The following is a 16967-nucleotide window of genomic DNA, read 5'->3' as shown; positions in this document are numbered from 1 at the left end:
GCGAACATGAAGATTTCCGTCCTAACCGTCTGCTGGAACTCGGCGGCAACAATCCGTCATACGCTCGACAGTTTCTTTGCCCAGGAACACCAGGACAAGGAACTGATCGTCATCGACGGAGCCTCGACCGACGAGACGCTCACGATTGTCCGCTCCTACGCCGCGCAAGGATTGCAGATCATCAGCGAGCCCGACCGCGGCATGTATGACGCATTGAACAAGGGGCTTGCACTTTGTACGGGAGAGGCAATCGGGGCTCTAAACGCTGACGATGCGTTTCATGACGCTTCAGTGCTCGGCAAGATCAGGGAGGCGCTTGCCGAAAACGACATTGTCCACGGTCACCTCGACTTCGTCGACAATCACGAAAGCAAGCGGGTGGTCCGCCGCTGGCGGGCAGAGCCAAAGCCTCAAGATGGGTTCCGCTCCGGCTGGATGCCTGCCCACCCGACCTTCTACGTCCGCCGCGCCGTTGCGGAAAAGATCGGGCCGTTCGATCTGACGCTCAAAGTTTCCTCCGACTACGACTGGATGCTGAGGGCCGTCGAACTCCATGGATTCAGGATCACTACAATCGATCAGGTCCTCGTTGACATGATGACGGGAGGGGCCAGCACCAAGAGCTTCCGTTCCCATATCGGGCATAATCTGGAAGCGCTGCGCTCCCGACGCCGATGGCTCGGATCAGGTCCGGTCGATTACGCGCTTGTTGCAAAGCCGGCGCGGAAGTTGGGACAGTTTCTGCTGAAACAAACCCGCAAGTCGAAGGGATAGAGAGCTGGCGCTGGTCGATAACTGTGGCGTTGCATCGGACCCTGTGAAGCGGGACGCTGCGCCGTGAACTACAGCAAGCCGTTCGATGCAGACCCCGAAAGTGCAGCAGAGCCTCGTCGCCGAGATATGGGAACCATATATGTGAAATCGGGTTCGGGACACAGGCAGTCGTATGCTGATCTGTTGGGGCCGGCTTTGGGCCTGTCTCCTGCAATGGGGCCAATGTCACGGGCGCTCAAAAAAAGACTGCTAGCGGCTGATCGTCTCTTTTTTGCTACCCTTGACGATGACTTGGTTTCTTTTGTCTCGATAGCTCTCCGTCGGGCGGCTCTCGGAAGGGCGACTGTTGCATTGTTTTTAGGACCGCAGTCCTGCTTCGGACCCTTCAACCTCAAGCGGCTTCTCAAGAAAAGCATTTTTGTTTTTCTGAGGCGTGTGCCAAAGGTCACGGTCGCGAGTATCATACCTCTCAGTCTGGCTCCGGAATACGGCACCGTTGTCGATGTCGGGCTTCATGATCCGCAGTGGTGGGACATGCACGATGGTTACATCCTGAGGCAACCCGGCGATACGCCGGTGGCGACTGAAGTCCGCCACTTGGCTGGTGGTCGGCCGATTGTCTGCTGGCTTGGTGCTGCGTCGGTGCACAAAGGTTTTGCCTTCATGGTTGCAATTATCGAGGCCAACCCGGCTATCGCCAAACGGCTATGTTTCGTAACCGCTGGGACAGCGAATTCGGAGCAGGCATTGGTTTCCCGGTTTAAGTCGATGGGAGGAATTCATATTGACCGGCGGCTCACCGATGCCGAGTGGGAAAGCCTGTATGGTGTCGCGGACGCGGTGTGGGCCTGCTACGATCCGAGATACGACCAGGCGTCGGGAGTCTTTGGCCGGGCGCTTCAATTTGGTGTTCCCGCGATCGTGCGTCGTAGCTCCTTGATCCATACTGCAGCGACGAAGTTCGGCGCTCCGGTCCATGCGATCGATTTTGGCGACTGTAACGGAGCTGCAACTGAGCTAAATAAGATCGCCAAGGCAGACCGGGGAACGGCGACAACAGAAGAACGTGAGATTAGGATCCGGTCGTGGCGCAATGATTTCATCTCATCCACAATGCGCGCATTGGAAGGATCAACACATACCGACGCCGAACTCTGCGAGGGGGCGGCGTGAACACGCCTGATACCCGATCTCACAACCCGGACCCGGACATTATGGCTGCTCATACATGGTGAAGAAAGTATTGTATTTTCATCATGCGACCGCGCTGGGAGGTGCGCCGAAGAGTTTAGCATTGTTGATAAAGTCGCTGGATCGCAAAGAATTCTCGCCAATAGTGGCGATGCCGCTTCGCCCCGGGAATTCCGGGGTTCGCCAGTTATTCGAATGTGCCGGCGCCGAGGTAATCGAGGAAAGGGACATACGGCCTTTCCATGGATCGACAGTGGCGCCCTGCAGGGGCGTGAAATCGAAGGTACACGCGATTCTGTCCTTTCCGCTACTCGTCAGATGCGCCAGGAAGCTTGTCCGTGATATACGGCCGGACATCGTTCACCTGAACTCCACCTGCATGGTGGCGGCCGCCAAGGGCGCTCATGACGCCGGTCCCTCAATCCCCGTTATTGCCCATGTCCGTGAACCGATCCTGCACAACTGGTGGGGTAACATTCTTCGCAATTTAAATAAGAAGCATGTTGATTATTTCGTTGCTATCGACAAAGCCGGTCTGGATAGCATTGGCACCACCGCGGTTCCGGGATCGGTTGTCTACAACAGCGTCGACAGCAGTCTTTTCCGTGCGCCCGATCGAGGCGTTGCTGAATTGAGGCAGCAATTTGGATGGATGGACGGCGACGTCGTATTTCTGTCATTGTCACGAATTGCGGAGTCGAACGGCATTCTGCCTTTCGTAAATGCGGTCAACTCACTTGAGGCGCTCCTTCCCGACTGCGCTCGATTTGTATTTGCAGGCTTTGGAAAAAACGAAGCAGCCTATGGAAAAGCAGCATTGGAGGCGATCAACGCAAGCCGCCGGTGCAGCGCCATGCCATTCATAGACGACATCACTCCCGTTCTCGCAGCCAGTGACGTCGTCGTAGCGCCCTTTCTGACAAGTCATAGTGCTCGGTGCATTTTTGAAGGAGCGTCGGCAGGACGCCCGGGCTTGGTCACCCGCCTGCCGAATTTGCTTGAGGTGATTGAAGAAGGCAAAACCGGGTTGAGCTTCGAAATGTCCTCTTCCGGCAGTCTTCTCGAAGCGATCGAAAAACTCTGCCGGCGCGACACCCGGCTCGATATGGGACTGAGCGCACGCCAGTTCGCAATGACCAGGTTCCACATCGATCAAAATGTCGCGGCAATTCAAAAGCTTTATCGCGATTTGTCAGAATCAAGGCGTTGATGTTCCCCTTCAAGTTGCTTGATCGAAGCGAGCGCCTTTTCTGGAACGCGCTCGCAACGCTTCAGTTTGCGGTGAGGCGCAGAAAGCGGCCTCGTCGCTTGTCCGTCCTCGGGCCAGTTGGGCTGGGTGGGGCAGGCATCCTCGAGATCGGAGATCACGTAACCATCGTCAATAAATCCAGGTTCAATCGAGCCGGTATAAATCATCCCACTCAACTGGTCGTCGGGTCATCCGGAAAAATCTCCATAGGGGACAATGTCGGGATTTCAGGAGCGTCGATCTTTTGTGTCGAGAGCATTGCGATTGGGAATAATGTTCTGGTCGGAGTGAACTGCAATATTTTCGACACCGACTTTCATGCCGTCGATTATCTGGATCGGCGGCAAGGGCGTGGCACTCTTTCCGCGCCAATCGTGATTGAGGACGATGTCTGGCTCTGTGCCAACGTGACCGTCCTGAAAGGGGTGAGGATTGGGGCGCGCTCCGTCATCGCGGCGGGGAGCGTCGTCACTTCCGACATCCCGCCGGATTGCCTGGCCGGCGGCGTGCCCTGCAGGGTCATACGGCCCTTGGCGCATGCCGGGTCGATTGAATGAAGAGCTATTTCATCAACAGCGCGTGGATGATGGCCGACACCGGTTTGGGGATGAGATCCTGCATGATCATAGCATATTATGCCGCTAAAAAGGGCGGGCGCCGCAGATTGCGGCAGATGCCGTATAGCTACGCGGATGGCCCTGCGACCGGCCGACAAGGGCGCAGTGGGATACTATTGTGACGAAGGGCGTTGCTGGTGGTTCTGATGCATCAAAAGGCTCGGTGCTGAGCAGTGAGCATCTGACGCGCGATCTCGGGAGACGCACGGCATCCGGAGGCATCATAGCCCTCTGCGCCCAGGCTTTAATTCTTCTCACGCAAGTCGGCTACATGGCGCTGATGGCGCGTTTGCTCCAACCCGATGACTTCGGGCTGGTGGCCATGGCAGCCTCCGTCACGGCGTTTGTTGGAGTCTTCGCCGACTTGGGTCTGTCCATGGTGACCATCCAGCGCAAGGAGGTTGATCAAGACACCGTCAGCGCGTTATTTTTCGTCAATCTTGGCGTCGGCTTCGCTCTCATGCCGCTGACGTGGATGATGGCGCCGGTCGCAACCTGGCTTTTCAATGATCCTCGCGTTTTTCACCTTGTCCTGGTTCTGGCGATCGCCATCCCGATTACTGCGGCCGGTGCGCAGCACAAGGCGCTATTGATTCGCAACATGCGTTGGATGTCGCTGCATGGTGTGAATCTTGGCAGCCTCTTGTGTGGATTTGCTGTCGGTGTCGCAATGGCATGGGGCTGGGGCTTCCAATACTGGTCGCTTGCCGCGGCGACCCTCACAACGGCTCTGGTTGGCACGATTGGCCTGTGGATGCTGTCACCCTGGCGTCCGACCAAGGTCCCCGATTGGAAGAATGCAAGTTCGGCCATTAGTTTTGGGATCAATTACAGTGGATCCCAGTTCACAAACTACATCAACCGCCAATCCGACAACGTGCTGATCGGCTGGAAATCCGGTCCCGGCGAACTCGGATTCTACACCCGTGCCTACTCACTGTTCATGTTACCGATAACGCTCGTCAGTGGGCCAATCGGCTCGGTTATCATTCCGATGCTGAGCCGCCTTCAAACCCAACCCGACAGATGGGCTAGAACCTATCTCAGCGCGATGCGGCTTACACTCATGGTGAACACAATATTGTGTATTCTGATCACGATCAATGCACAAGAAGTCGTAACGCTTGTTTATGGAGAAAGCTGGTCAAAGTCTGGGGTCATTTTGATGATACTGTCGCTTTCCCTAATTACGAGTATTTCCGGTCAATTTGGTGGCTGGGCACTGATCTCTCTCGGTCGAGCCCGCGAGCTATTCGTATTTTCTATCTTCTCATCGCTCATTCGCTTTGGGGCCTTCTTATTCGCAATTCAATGGGGAGCCTCTGGAGTTGCTCTGGCATGGTCTGTCACGTCTTGGGTATTCACCCCAATGCTTTGGCTTTATGCAACAAGAGATACAGAGCTTAGATTCACGGATCTTGTGAAGGCGGCGGCGCCCTTCTTCCTTGCTTATATTGTGGTTGTCGCCTTGTTTCATATTGGGGATTCGATCTGGCCCACATTTAAGGTCCTGTCTCTGCCGACTGCGGGCGACCTCGCCTTAAAGTCCATCATCACGATAGTAATCTATGGAGTTTTTGTTGTTGCTCCGTATCGTTTCGCGGGCTTCATGTTAGGCGACATGCGGCTCTTTCTTGACAAAGACGTACCTCAGGGAACCTAAAGCATTGAAAATCATCGTCGAAACCACGGTTTTTTTGAACGGCGGAGACGCTGCGATCCAGGTCGCGACAAAAAATATTCTTACAGCTGCGTTCGGAGACGATACTGAGGTCGTTTTTGCGGACATGGACGCGCAAGTCGCCGAATGGCATTATCCGGAAAACACCTTTATTTGCTTTCCTTCCGCACAGATTCGTAAGAGCAGATCCGTTCGGTTGGTGAATAGATTGACCAAGGGGCGGCTAGAGTTCGCTTTGATTTATTCGGTTTTAATTACCACGATTTTTCTGGAGCGGTATTTGAAATGGTTGAAATATCCTGGGCGCGGAGGGGCGGTGGCCCGGGCTTTACGAGAGTATATCGCGGCAGATCTTATTGTTTCGACAGGCGGCACGTACCTTTCAAAGAAACATCCGGGGTCGGTTGCCGTTCGTCTGCCAGAATATGAGAGAGACATCTATCTTGGAAAGCCGCCCATTTTTTTCACGCAATCGATGGGGCCGTTCGGCGATGATCGCGTCTTCCGCCGGCTTGCGGGCGTTCTGAGAAAAAGCCCTCTCATACTGGTCAGAGACGGACAATCCATGGCTTTTGCAAAAGGGCTTATCGGAGAAACAGGTAGTGGAGACACAGGTAATATTGAGGAAGTGGCGGACAGCGTTTTCGTTTTGACAGATCAGGACAAGATCGAGAGACGGCGCGCGGCGTCGCGAGTCGCAAGGCCGGAACGGCGACCGAGGATTGCCGTTTCGGTGCGACGGTGGACGGATTTCGGGGTGCGAGACTCGGAGGTCGGCCGCGCGAAATACCATCAATCGGTAGCTCGAGCGGCAGCTTGGTTGGTGGAGGAGGTCGGGGCCGAAGTGACATTTATTTCGACCTGCCAGGGGATTCCCGAGTATCATTTCAACGACTCGAATACGGCGCGTGATGTCTGGATGTATCTGCCAGACCACGTTCGAAACAGCGTAGTCATCGATTCACAGTTCAGGGATACCGAAACCTTACTTCGCAAGATAGACGAATTCGATGGCGCCATTTGCACGCGCATGCACATGTGCATTTTGTCTCTGTGTCGAGGCGTTCCGGTCTTGCCGATTTGCTACGAGAGAAAAACGGCTGATCTTTTCCGATCGCTTGATTTGGAAGAATACGTTACTTTTATCGATAAGATTGAGCCGGATAGTTTTCGCAATCTCGTTGAGCGCTGGTGGCAAAACCAGGAATCGATAACGGAAAGATCGTGGCGGGGGACGCTTGCATTGCGCGACAGTGCCCTGTCCACGGTCGGTATTCTCAAAAACAGATTTGCACAGGCGGAGTCGCAATCGGGGGCGGTGTCCTCATGATTGCGGTCGTTTCGCAATTCTTCAACACGCCTTCTGAGACGTTCATTCGAGATCATGTTCGCTACCTTTCGCCTGGCAAGACTGTGCTCATCTGCCAGAACCCTGGTGGTGCCGATCAGTTCGGTTATCCGATTCTTTCCGGGATTCCGGGGCCATCACCGTTTGGCCGGTTACCCAGCCGCATTGCCAGTCGGGCGCACCTAGCCTGGCTTGCGTATGTCCGCGAGGGAATCTGCAGGAGCGACGAAGACAGAGTTGTCGAATTTTTCAAGGCCCACAACGTGGATGCCGCCCTTGTCGAGTATCTTACGATAGGTGCACTGTTTGCTCGCGCTTGTCGCCGCGCCGGCGTGCGATTGTACGCCCACGCTCATGGGGCGGATTCTACCGTGATGCCTAGGAAGCATTTGTGGCGACGTCGCTACCGGCATCTCTTCGCCAGCGCTGACGGCATCATCACGCCATCACGTTTCATCGCCGATCGTCTGATGCAAATCGGCTGTCCCCATGAGAAACTGCACGTCAGTCCATGCGGAATTTTGCCCGAGCGCTTCACAGCATCGAAGCGTGAAAGCGGTCGGCTCCTTGTGGTCGGGCGGTTTGTTGAAAAGAAATCACCGCACCTCGCCATCGAGGCGTTCGCCCGGATCGCTTCAAGGTTTCCCGGGGCACGGCTAGATTTGGTTGGGGATGGGCCCCTCATGGCGCAATGTAAGGCATTGGTGAGACAGCAGAACCTGTCGGACCGTGTCATTTTTCACGGCTATCGAAGCTCAGAGTTTGTTCAGGGCATGATGCAGAACGCTGCAATCTTCGTGCAGCATTCGGTGACTGCCCGCAATGGAGATATGGAAGGCCTGCCGGTATCGATCCTGGAGGCAATGGCGAGCGCACTTCCCGTTGTAGCGACACGTCACAGCGGCATTCCAGAGGCCGTTGTCGATGGTGAAACCGGCATACTTGTGGAAGAACACGATATCGAAAGCATGGCAGAGGCGATTGCCGGTCTCCTGGCAGAGCCTCACCGTGCTGCCAAGATGGGGGATGTCGGGCGGCAGCGTGTGCTGGATCATTTCACGCAACGGCACACGCGCGATCGTCTTCGACATGCCATGGTGCTGCCGGCCATGGCGGAACCTCTCGACTTCGCTGAGGGCCAGGTTCAATGAAGAATGCCGACCAGTGGGAGCCCACCAAATTCGAACGGACCAGGAAAGGTGTTTGGCACTCGAGCCGCAACGAGGTATCGGCGCGCATGCCGATGGCTTGTCTTCAAGTCCCCGGGGGGAGGCTGAAAATGCACGACCGCCGAATAATGCGCCTCTAACCTGTGTCGTCGACAGCTGTCAGCGCAGAAGAGAGATGCAAACGCTCCGTTTCATCCTTGATCGGCATTCAGAAATCGAGTTGCCGAGGCGCCAATTTAATTGGTTGCCGCTAGATGGACTAGTCTCATGACCCAGAGAGGCAACATTCGCTACGACGCATCCGCCGATTTCGATCGACTTGGCCGCCGATTTGCGCATTTAAGAAACTATGTTGACCGGCGCATTTTGTTCTCGCCTGCGACGGCCTTCGCTCTTGCGATTTGTGGTATATATGCTTTTGCCGGTTTGATAAACAAGTTTGACCCAGAAGGCAGTACCGGGTCGATCTTGGTAAGATTGGCCATTGTTCTGATCACCGTAGCGTCATTTACACTTCTGCCGGCGAAATTGAGGTCCTCAACGGCCGCTCTTCTTCCAATGAAGATCTTTTTCGTATTCTACTTATGTAGACTTATCGAGAATGTTTATGTCTCTTCGATAGCTATCTCGCCTGGTCCTGGAATGATATTTAGCGTTTTCCTGGTAACCAGTGTCGGCGCTACACTTCTTATCGCATCGATGGACAGGGCGATAAGAAATACCGACCTTATTTTCGTGATGAATATTCTTTGCGTTATATTTTTAGTCGGACTTTACCTGAACAGGGACATGCTGTTCGTAAGCCAGGGCGAAAGGATGGCTCTCGATAAAATAAACCCGATCGCGATGGGACATACAGCTTTTGCTTTTTTGATATATTTCTTCCTTGTCGTGGGAAAAACGAAAAAACTGACAATCCAGTCGATAATACTCGGTCCTTTGCTATTGTTGGTCGTCGTATTTTCCAGGTCTCGCGGTGCATACATTGCTGGTGGAGGGTCTCTATTGGTCTACATACTGTTGCTTAAAGGCTCAAAAAGAGTGTTCGCGATATTGGGAGCACTGGTGGTGGCCATGGTAATTTTGGCGAGCAGCGGCGTGGAACTGATTGATGTTGTCATTGCGAGGCTTCAGACGATCAATGTGGATGCCGATCAATCCACTATGATACGCAGTCAACTATACGCTGGTGCGTGGAGGCAGTTTCAAGAAGACCCTTTGTTTGGGCGTTATGCCGTCGAGATGCAGTTCAATTTCTATCCCCACAACATTTATCTTGAATCCCTTATGTCGGTGGGGGCGTTTGGATCATTGCCGTTCGCAGCTCACATAATTTTGGCACTCAGATCGACGGTCGGAATTATTCGGTCCGGCAAATTCCCCCTTGCTGCAGTGCTGGCTGCCGTCATATTCATCAGGGAAGCGATCGCCGGCCTTGCAAGCGGCAGCCTATGGGGAAATTCAGTCTTCTGGGTCACCTCCGCTCTGACGATATCGTTTTGGTATGGATATCAAGGATTTCTCGCCAAAACCCGCAATGCGGAGATTCGGGCTTACTAGGTCGAGTATTCCCCGATACTGGTCTACTGGCAGTGGATTTTAAAGCCCAATATACCATGGGCACTAGCGTTAGACTGGTGCTCCAGATGATCGAGCTCCGCCCCGATTGGCAATCGCGTTCGGCGCCCGCAGGCGCGCCACATGGTCGCTGGTGGCGGATCGTTATCAGCGCTCCACAACTCCGAGACCAAACTCCAACAGGAACCAGCCATGCGTATTTTTCAAAATTCCGGGATCTCGCCAAGCTATCGGGCCAGACTCACTGGACTTGTGGCGGGAGTTCGGGGATTCGAGCCGCAGAGAGAAGTGTTTTTGAAAGACCGCTACGGGGCGTCGCATATCCTGTTGCCGGCACTCGCCGCCAGCCCGGAAGCCTTTTTCACGAACGGAGACGACCAATCCCTGCAGCGTGGATGGGCGCTCGAAAACGGGTTGCGCGAGGACGCATCGTTGGCCGATATCCTTCTTGCCCAGATCGAGCATCACAAGACCGATGTCTTCTATAATCTTGATCCATTTCGTTACGACGCCTCTTTCGTGCGCCGGCTGCCGGGGCATGTGAAGCGAAAGATTGCCTGGCGCGCTGCACCCGGCAGGATTGATTTTTCGGGGTATGATCTCGTCGTTTGCAATTTCCCGTCGATGCGAAAGCTTTGGGAAGAACAGGGCGCCAGGACCGCTCACTTTTTTCCCGCTCACGATCCGGAGCTCGATACCGTGGCCGCAAATCGGAACAGGGATATCGATGTCCTTTTCTTCGGCGGTTACAGTCGTCATCACCAGCGCCGCAGGCAGATTTTGGAAGCGGTCGCAAGTCTATCGAGCCGCCGCCGCGTCGTCTTCCATCTCGATCTGTCGCGCTATACGCCCCTCGCTGAAACGCCGCTTGGCTGGTTCGGTCCCCTGCGTGCGGTGCGCCGCCCGCGCACAATCCGCAGTGTCAGCGCGCCTCCGGTATTCGGTCGCGCCATGTATGCCGAACTCGGAAGAGCCAAGATCGTAGTCAACGCCTCAATCGATATGGCGGGTCCGGACCGAGGTAACATGCGCTGTTTCGAGACGATGGGCGCTGGCGCGTTGCTGGTGTCGGACGCCGGCAACTATCCCGCACCGATGCGCGACGGGAAAACCATGGTGGTCTACGAGCACCCGCAGGACGCATTGAAAACTATCGAACGTCGGCTGGACGACGGAAGCTGGGACAGCATCGGTTGGGCCGGCAATCACGCCATTCGTGAGGAATATAGCAAGAAACGCCAATTTGAGCGGTTTCTCGAATTGGTGTAACAGACTATCAGATCGAGCTTTCTGTCCGATTGAATGCGCTCACCCGAGCTTTGTAGCCATACAAGTCTGATTTAAGGTATCTTACCTTCTTCTCGAAGGAATTTCAGGGTGGCCTGCCACCATTCCGCTTTTTCGTCCCATTTCGCAGGTCCATCGCGTGGACCGCCACGCATCGAGCCCCAGACCACGATGCCGTCCGCCAATCTCCTGCAAGTGGTTAGCTGGAGATACCAGAAATCGCCCGGCAGAAAGGCGAGCGTCTTGTGAAACTGCGGCCAAAGGAAGCAGTACACCGGCTTTCCCTGTGAGATTCTTCGTGCTTCCTCGATGTTGGATTGGGCATAGGCCCCCCACGCGTCCTTGTCGCCGTAAAATGTATAGAGGGAGGGGAAGAGCGCATCGACATAAGGGACGAGAGAGGACGCAACAACGGTGTTTTGCTGTTGCCAGTCGTCCAGCGCCGCAGGCCCATTGTGGCCGATCGCTCTCCAATGATCCCGGATCGGCAAAACACTATAGAGCCCAATCTTGACGTTCGGGTCCGCTTTTTTGAACGCGCCGAGCGCCTTCTGGTATTTCGCGAGGGACGATGCCTGATCTGGACCTTCCAACGGCCAGCTTTCGATGTCGATATTGAGGTATTCATTGCTCCTCGGCAAAGCCAGCGCTCGCCGGACCTGGCCGGCATCAGGAACATCCGGTCCGAGAACATGAGGGTCGGCAATTGTAAGGTGTTCGAAACCAAACGCCTGGAAATTAGGCCCGCCGATGAACCGTATAGCCTCGAAAAGCCTGAACGGAGCGCGCGTCTGCGACGTCGCGGGCACTACGCCAGCCAAAAGGCACATCACACAAAATACTGTCTGGAAAAACATGACGTTCGATATCCGGCGTCGCCAATTGGCGAATTTTTGCGCGGCCGAAATTTGCACGATTTGAATTCCTTATAAGCTGAACTTGACGAGTCGAGAAACGGTAGCGTAGCTGGGAGCTTCGGACAACGTCCTGACGGAAGCGTGATCGACGCGCAGCTGCAAGGTGATAGAGGCGGGGCCGTGCTTCTTGCGGAGGTCGGGTCATCCCTCTGGAAAAATGGACCGGCGAAGCATGAAAGCCTATGACCAAAGGCGCTGTCGGGCTCGTCAAGCTGCCTTGCGACGCCTGGTGTGGGCGAATCCGACAAATCTGACGGGGAGATCGAGATCGTCTTGACCAAGAATCCAGCCTACGCAATTGTTGCTGGAAATCCCGCCCAGGAGAGCCGGCAGACGGGTTTTCCTCATGCCTGAAACGGTCATGACCTGGGAAGACGCCGTTCGCTGGTGCATGAGCGAGCCGTCGATGAAAGAACTCGCACGCGCCGCTTATTTCGATGATCCGGTCGTCGCTGCGCGGCGTTATCACGAAAGTGCGGAGTTTCAGGCGGTTCGCAGCATGATCCCGCGCAAGGCGGGCCGAGCTCTCGATCTCGGCGCTGGCAACGGCATCCTCTCTTATGCCCTGGCGCGCGAGGGCTGGTCGGTAACCGCCGTCGAGCCCGATCCCAGCGCGCTTGTCGGTGCCGCTGCAATCCGGACGCTTGCCGAAAAGACGGGCACGCACATCGATGTGCTCGAAGCGTTCGGCGAGGCTATCCCATTGAGCGCCGCGGGCTATGATCTGGTCGTTGCAAGGCAAGTGCTGCATCATGCGCATGACCTTCCAGCGTTCTGCCGCGAAGTTGCTCGTCTCTCCCGCGAAGGCGCGACGTTCCTGTCCTTGCGCGACCATGTGATTTCCGGACCGAAACAACTGGAGCCGTTTCTGCGTGCTCATCCGCTGCATCATCTCTACGGCGGGGAGAATGCCTTCACGCTGGCGGATTACCGCGCTGCGTTGCAGGAGGCAGGACTGACGATCAATAGCGAAATGAATTCTTTCCAATCGGTTGTGAATTATGATCCGATGACAACATCCGAAATTCGCGAGAGGCTCGCCGGAGTCTTCGGCCCGCTGTCGGGGCTCGTCCGCCTGGCCTTGTCCCCTCTGCCCTTCGGTGCCGTTGCCGGAGTAGCAGCCCTGCTTGACCGCCGGCCCGGGCGCCTGGTGTCGTTCCTTTGCCATAAGCAAGGGAAGGGCTGATTTGGTGGTGCAGCTGAAAGACGCAAAGCCTGTTTGGGTGACTGGAGCCGGCGGCTTCATTGGCCTGCACCTGTCACGATTTCTTGCCCAGGAAGGCCATCATGTCCTCGGCTTCGGCCGAAGCGAAGCGCCTGGGTTCGCGGCGGCCAGTGCCGGCGTATTCTTTTCGGGCGGCGTGACTGCAGAAACGATGAATGCGGCCTCGGCCCGATACGGCCGTCCGGCGGCTGTATATCATCTGGCAGGCGGCTCTACGGTCGGCCAGTCGATTGCTGATCCGCTGAAGGATTTTGAACAAAGCGTCGTGTCCGCGGCTTGCGTCCTCGATTTCCTGCGTCGTCACGCACCCGATGCCCGCGTCGTTCTGGCATCCTCCGCTGCCGTCTATGGCGGCGGCCATTTCGGCCCGATCAGGGTCGATGCCGCACTCGATCCATACTCACCCTATGGCCATCACAAGCGCATGGTGGAGGAACTGGGCCGATCATTTAGTACCGCATACGGTCAGCCGATCTCGGTGGCCCGGCTTTTCTCCGTCTATGGCGAGGGACTGCGCAAGCAGCTGCTCTGGGACCTCTGCGGCAGGCTCGCGGCAGGCGAAACCGACATTGTGCTTGGTGGTACTGGCGCGGAAATGCGGGACTGGCACCATGTCTCGGATGTCGTGCGATTGATCCATCGCGTCTTGCCTGCCGATGCAGCGCGCTTCGCGGTCTATAATGTCGGCGCCGGCGCCGCTGCGTCCGTCAGGACAATTGCCGGTATGGTTTTGGAAGCCTGGGGAGGCAAGCATCGCCTCTCGTTTTCAGGAGAGTCCCGGCGAGGCGATCCTGTCAACCTGATCTCCGATCCATCCGGCGTCCCGGAAGGCTTTCGGTTGCAGGTGCTGCCCAGCAAGGGCATTGCGGGATATGTCGATTGGTACCGCGCCGAGATTCTCGGCGAGCGGGTCGGCGATTTGCGACGCTTCGCGCTTTGATCACCATCGGCTTCACGCTCATTGGCCGCGGAACCTGGTCCGGTGGCGAGTCCTATCTGCGCAACATGTTAGGCGTCATCGCCTCCGAGTTGGGCGGCAAGGTTCAGGCGAAGCTGTTTCTGACGCCCGAGCAGCATGCGGGCGTTGGCGCATCCTTTGATCACCTGTTGGCCGCGCCGCCTATTGTCGACAACCGGGTCACGGGCGCCGGGCTCGGCAAGCGAGGGCTGACCGCGCTCGCTGGTGGAAGTGACCGCGCTTTTGCCGATCTGGTCGCCAAGCACGCTGTCGATCTTGTGTTTGAAGTCGCTCAGTGGTTCGGCAACCGATTTCCGCTGCCGGTGATTTCCTGGATTCCGGACTTCCAGCACCGTCGCCTGCCGCACCTCTTTCCGCGCAGCGCCTGGTGGCGCAGAGATCTTGGTTTCCGCCTGCAGACGTCCGGCAATCGCACCATAATGCTCTCGAGCAAGGATGCGCTCGCCGACTGTGAAACATTCTATCCGGCCTCGCGCTGCAAGACCGCCGTCGTGCGCTTCGCCATCGATCTCGATCCAGGCGCCGTCATGGCGCGCACCGAAGCAGCACGCCTGGCGCACGATCTGCCCGAGCGCTTCTTTTTCCTGCCCAACCAGTTTTGGATCCACAAGAATCACGGACTGGTCGTCGAGGCGTTGAGGCATATAGACCGGCTTGGGGCGTTGGGCTCATTGCCGCCGATAATCCTCACGGGGCGCACGACCGACCCGCGCGACCCGACATTGTTCGAGCGTCTGATAGGCCTTGCGCAAACGTATCGGGTTGAGAGCCATTTTCGACACCTCGGATTGATTCCCTATGACGATGTCGTTGCCCTGATAGGTGCAACGGATTGTCTGATAAACCCGTCCCATTTCGAGGGGTGGTCGACCACCGTTGAAGAGGCGAAATCGCTGGGCGCGCCCATGTTGCTGTCCGACATCCGGCTGCATCGCGAGCAGGCTCCGGACGCGCTCTTCTTCCCACCTGACGACGCGGAAGCCCTGGCGCTGCGTCTGCTCGAAATCGGGCAGCGCCCACGCTTTGTCCGCGACAGCATCGCCGTGTTGCAAGGCCGGCAACAGGTCCGCCGACGGGACTATGCGGCAGCACTCCTTGCCTTGTTTGAGAAGACCAACACTGCCGCGCATTGATTATTGAATGGGGAGTAGGGCTTTTGTCGATCGGGAAGGTAACAGTACTTGCGTTCATAGCGCTGGCGTTTGTGGGCGGCTTTCTTTTCATCATCGTCAACAAGGGAACGAGTAGGTACGCGCCGGCGCCGAAGCCGGTGGCAGTTCTCACACCCTTCGATGGCAAGCTTACTGTCCAATCGATTGACGATCTGCGCGTCGCCGGCCGCAAGATCGTGCTGTGCGGCGTCGCATTTACCAGGCCCCAATCCATGCGCGCCATGGTCACCGAAGCCGCGCGCCGGGACTATCAAGGGCTCGCCTTGACGTGCAAGCCCGTCGGCACGGGGACCCCGTGCGACGGCAACGTCGCGCCAAAATTCGGTGACGCCGTCGTTGTGCAATGCCTCACCTCTGGCGGCACGGATCTGGCTGCAAAGCTCGTCGAGGCCGGCATCCTGTGCGGGCAGCCCGCGCAGGCGGGCTCGACCTACAAGTCTTGCGTGCCAGGCTCGTAGCTCCTGCCTCGAACGCAAAAAGGCCGGCTGGATAATATCAGGCCATGGTCGACTGCAAGACCCTGCGCAAAGCGTTGGAACGATGGCGATGTCAGCGGGCCACAATGAACGGCAGATCTGCCCCTGGCAACGCGCTTTATTGCGGCCGGCTGTAAAGATGATACATTTCGACACTCTAATGGTGTGTTCAATCAACCACACCGAAACCAAAAATTATCTCGCATCTGCGAAACGGGTTGGAATTGGCGCAAAAAGCTGTTACGCGCCTTTCAGTACCTTAATGGTGGGGTGGGCCTCAGGTAACGTGGGACGGAAGGATTGATGCGGATGAACCTAGTTGTGAAAAGTGCGTTGGCCGGATTTGTTGTGTTGGCCGGCTTCGCCCCGGTATCGTCTTTCGCGCAGGATGGGTCGTGCACCTGTGCAACTGCCTATACGGGCGTAAATCCGATCGGATCGATCGGGAACGTCAATGGCGATGTGATGATCTCGCAGGTGGCTGGCTATGGCCCGGCACAAGCGGGGGGCGCGCTGGATTTCGGCAGCCGCGTCGTAGTTGGCGGCAAGGGGTCGGCTTCCGTTAATGTTGGCAGCTGCAATTTGAGTGTGCCGGCCAATTCGACCCTTGATATCTCCCGCGTCGAGAACAAGATTTGCCTCAATGTTCTCGGTTCTGAGCATACCGCCCAAACGGGCAATTCGACGGGTGCTTCCAATAACAATACGCCGCTCTTCATCTTTGGCGGCCTGGCTCTTGGGGCCGGTATTCTGGCCGCGACGGCGGACAAAGATCACGGCCACGCCGTTAGCGACTAAGTTGATCGTAAATAGGGCAATGGCAGCAGAGGCGCATGGCGCTTCTGCTGCGTGTCTATTGTTGGCGACAGAACGGCCTTGGCGGTATGCTGGTGTCGTACCGGGTATCAGTCGGATCGCTTAAGCCAAGGTGACATGCGGATGTCTGAGGCTAGCGAATATGCCGGGATGAAGGGCGAAGTGCCGGTCTATCCAGGCATTATGGCCGAATCGCAATCATTCGCTTCGCTGCTGCGTGTTGGTGCAAGTCTCGGATACGACGTCCGGCAAGCGCGACGATCAAAGTCAATCCTGTGGAGGGCGGCATGTGTGTAGCGCTCGATACATCAGGCGCAGCTATTGCCGCCAATGCGGCGCTGATCATCGGCCTGCATGATGACGACAACTCTGTCCGCCAATAGCCGGGACCTGGCATCCATCGTATCGCATGAACTTGACAAATGCGTCATTCGCTGTCCTGCGGGTGACGTATTTATATTTTTTGGGGATGACCTCCCTACGTTGCT

At 56.5% G+C, this 16967-nt stretch carries 15 protein-coding genes; 14 read left to right on the top strand and 1 reads right to left on the bottom strand.

Going from position 1 to position 16967, the window contains the following annotated elements; genetic code table 11:
* The first annotated feature begins 6 nt into the window (after positions 1-6).
* From NKI18_RS18280 to NKI18_RS18240, 9 genes are all read left to right on the top strand, one after another.
* Positions 7-774: a glycosyltransferase family 2 protein gene (locus NKI18_RS18280; RefSeq protein ID WP_353020176.1), complete on the top strand. Its 768-nt coding sequence runs from the start codon at positions 7-9 to the stop codon at positions 772-774.
* A gap of 63 nt (positions 775-837) precedes the next feature.
* Complete coding sequence (locus NKI18_RS18275) at positions 838-1947, top strand: hypothetical protein (RefSeq protein ID WP_353020174.1); 1110 nt, start codon at positions 838-840, stop codon at positions 1945-1947.
* A gap of 55 nt (positions 1948-2002) precedes the next feature.
* Positions 2003-3175 carry a glycosyltransferase family 4 protein gene (locus NKI18_RS18270; RefSeq protein WP_353020173.1) on the top strand — a complete coding sequence of 391 codons (1173 nt, stop codon included), beginning with the start codon at positions 2003-2005 and terminating at the stop codon, positions 3173-3175.
* Positions 3175-3771 carry an acyltransferase gene (locus tag NKI18_RS18265; protein WP_353020172.1) on the top strand — a complete coding sequence of 199 codons (597 nt, stop codon included), beginning with the start codon at positions 3175-3177 and terminating at the stop codon, positions 3769-3771. The genes NKI18_RS18270 and NKI18_RS18265 overlap by 1 nt, the downstream gene beginning before the upstream one ends.
* Before the next feature lie 178 nt (positions 3772-3949).
* On the top strand, positions 3950-5494 hold the full coding sequence (locus tag NKI18_RS18260; RefSeq protein WP_353020170.1) for a lipopolysaccharide biosynthesis protein: 1545 nt from the start codon (positions 3950-3952) through the stop codon (positions 5492-5494).
* Between the two features lie 4 nt (positions 5495-5498).
* Positions 5499-6842 carry a polysaccharide pyruvyl transferase family protein gene (locus NKI18_RS18255; RefSeq protein ID WP_353020168.1) on the top strand — a complete coding sequence of 448 codons (1344 nt, stop codon included), beginning with the start codon at positions 5499-5501 and terminating at the stop codon, positions 6840-6842.
* The gene (locus NKI18_RS18250; RefSeq protein WP_353020167.1) at positions 6839-8011 is read left to right on the top strand and encodes a glycosyltransferase; all 1173 of its coding nucleotides are present in this window, start codon (positions 6839-6841) and stop codon (positions 8009-8011) included. The genes NKI18_RS18255 and NKI18_RS18250 overlap by 4 nt, the downstream gene beginning before the upstream one ends.
* Before the next feature lie 285 nt (positions 8012-8296).
* A complete protein-coding gene (locus tag NKI18_RS18245; RefSeq protein WP_353020165.1) occupies positions 8297-9589 on the top strand; it encodes an O-antigen ligase family protein in 1293 nt (430 codons plus the stop codon).
* A 210-nt stretch (positions 9590-9799) separates the two neighbouring features.
* Positions 9800-10876 carry a glycosyltransferase family protein gene (locus NKI18_RS18240; protein WP_353020163.1) on the top strand — a complete coding sequence of 359 codons (1077 nt, stop codon included), beginning with the start codon at positions 9800-9802 and terminating at the stop codon, positions 10874-10876.
* Between the two features lie 71 nt (positions 10877-10947).
* Here NKI18_RS18240 and NKI18_RS18235 read toward each other — a convergent pair whose 3' ends face one another.
* Positions 10948-11808 (bottom strand): hypothetical protein, encoded by an 861-nt coding sequence (locus NKI18_RS18235; RefSeq protein WP_353020161.1) that lies wholly within the window; start codon positions 11806-11808, stop codon positions 10948-10950.
* Positions 11809-12157: 349 nt separating this feature from the next.
* Here NKI18_RS18235 and NKI18_RS18230 point away from each other — a divergent pair, with 349 nt between their 5' ends.
* The 5 genes from NKI18_RS18230 to NKI18_RS18210 all read left to right on the top strand — a co-directional run bounded on the left by NKI18_RS18230 (position 12158) and on the right by NKI18_RS18210 (position 16461).
* Entirely contained in the window at positions 12158-12997 is an 840-nt protein-coding gene (locus NKI18_RS18230) for a class I SAM-dependent methyltransferase (RefSeq protein WP_353020159.1), read from the top strand.
* A 4-nt stretch (positions 12998-13001) separates the two neighbouring features.
* Positions 13002-13976, top strand: coding sequence for an NAD-dependent epimerase/dehydratase family protein (locus tag NKI18_RS18225; RefSeq protein ID WP_353020157.1), 975 nt, complete (start codon positions 13002-13004; stop codon positions 13974-13976).
* Entirely contained in the window at positions 13973-15148 is a 1176-nt protein-coding gene (locus NKI18_RS18220) for a glycosyltransferase (RefSeq protein ID WP_353020156.1), read from the top strand. Before NKI18_RS18225 ends, NKI18_RS18220 begins: the two co-directional genes overlap by 4 nt.
* Positions 15149-15171: 23 nt before the next feature.
* A complete protein-coding gene (locus tag NKI18_RS18215) occupies positions 15172-15645 on the top strand; it encodes a hypothetical protein (protein WP_352637054.1) in 474 nt (157 codons plus the stop codon).
* Between the two features lie 327 nt (positions 15646-15972).
* Positions 15973-16461: a hypothetical protein gene (locus NKI18_RS18210; protein WP_353001166.1), complete on the top strand. Its 489-nt coding sequence runs from the start codon at positions 15973-15975 to the stop codon at positions 16459-16461.
* Positions 16462-16967: the final 506 nt, after the last annotated feature.

The sequence above is a fragment of the Mesorhizobium sp. M0800 genome (genome assembly GCF_040320095.1).
GTDB lineage: Bacteria > Pseudomonadota > Alphaproteobacteria > Rhizobiales > Rhizobiaceae > Mesorhizobium.
This window is presented reverse-complemented; position numbering and strand designations above follow the sequence as displayed.

Bases quoted from the DNA above. Each gene is read 5' to 3' on its own strand.
- NKI18_RS18230 (WP_353020159.1), top strand. From the start codon at position 12,158: ATGCCTGAAACGGTCATGACCTGGGAAGACGCCGTTCGCTGGTGCATG.
- NKI18_RS18240 (WP_353020163.1), top strand. From the start codon at position 9,800: ATGCGTATTTTTCAAAATTCCGGGATCTCGCCAAGCTATCGGGCCAGA.
- NKI18_RS18270 (WP_353020173.1), top strand. From the start codon at position 2,003: ATGGTGAAGAAAGTATTGTATTTTCATCATGCGACCGCGCTGGGAGGT.
- NKI18_RS18210 (WP_353001166.1), top strand. From the start codon at position 15,973: ATGAACCTAGTTGTGAAAAGTGCGTTGGCCGGATTTGTTGTGTTGGCC.
- NKI18_RS18245 (WP_353020165.1), top strand. From the start codon at position 8,297: ATGACCCAGAGAGGCAACATTCGCTACGACGCATCCGCCGATTTCGAT.
- NKI18_RS18265 (WP_353020172.1), top strand. From the start codon at position 3,175: ATGTTCCCCTTCAAGTTGCTTGATCGAAGCGAGCGCCTTTTCTGGAAC.
- NKI18_RS18250 (WP_353020167.1), top strand. From the start codon at position 6,839: ATGATTGCGGTCGTTTCGCAATTCTTCAACACGCCTTCTGAGACGTTC.
- NKI18_RS18280 (WP_353020176.1), top strand. From the start codon at position 7: ATGAAGATTTCCGTCCTAACCGTCTGCTGGAACTCGGCGGCAACAATC.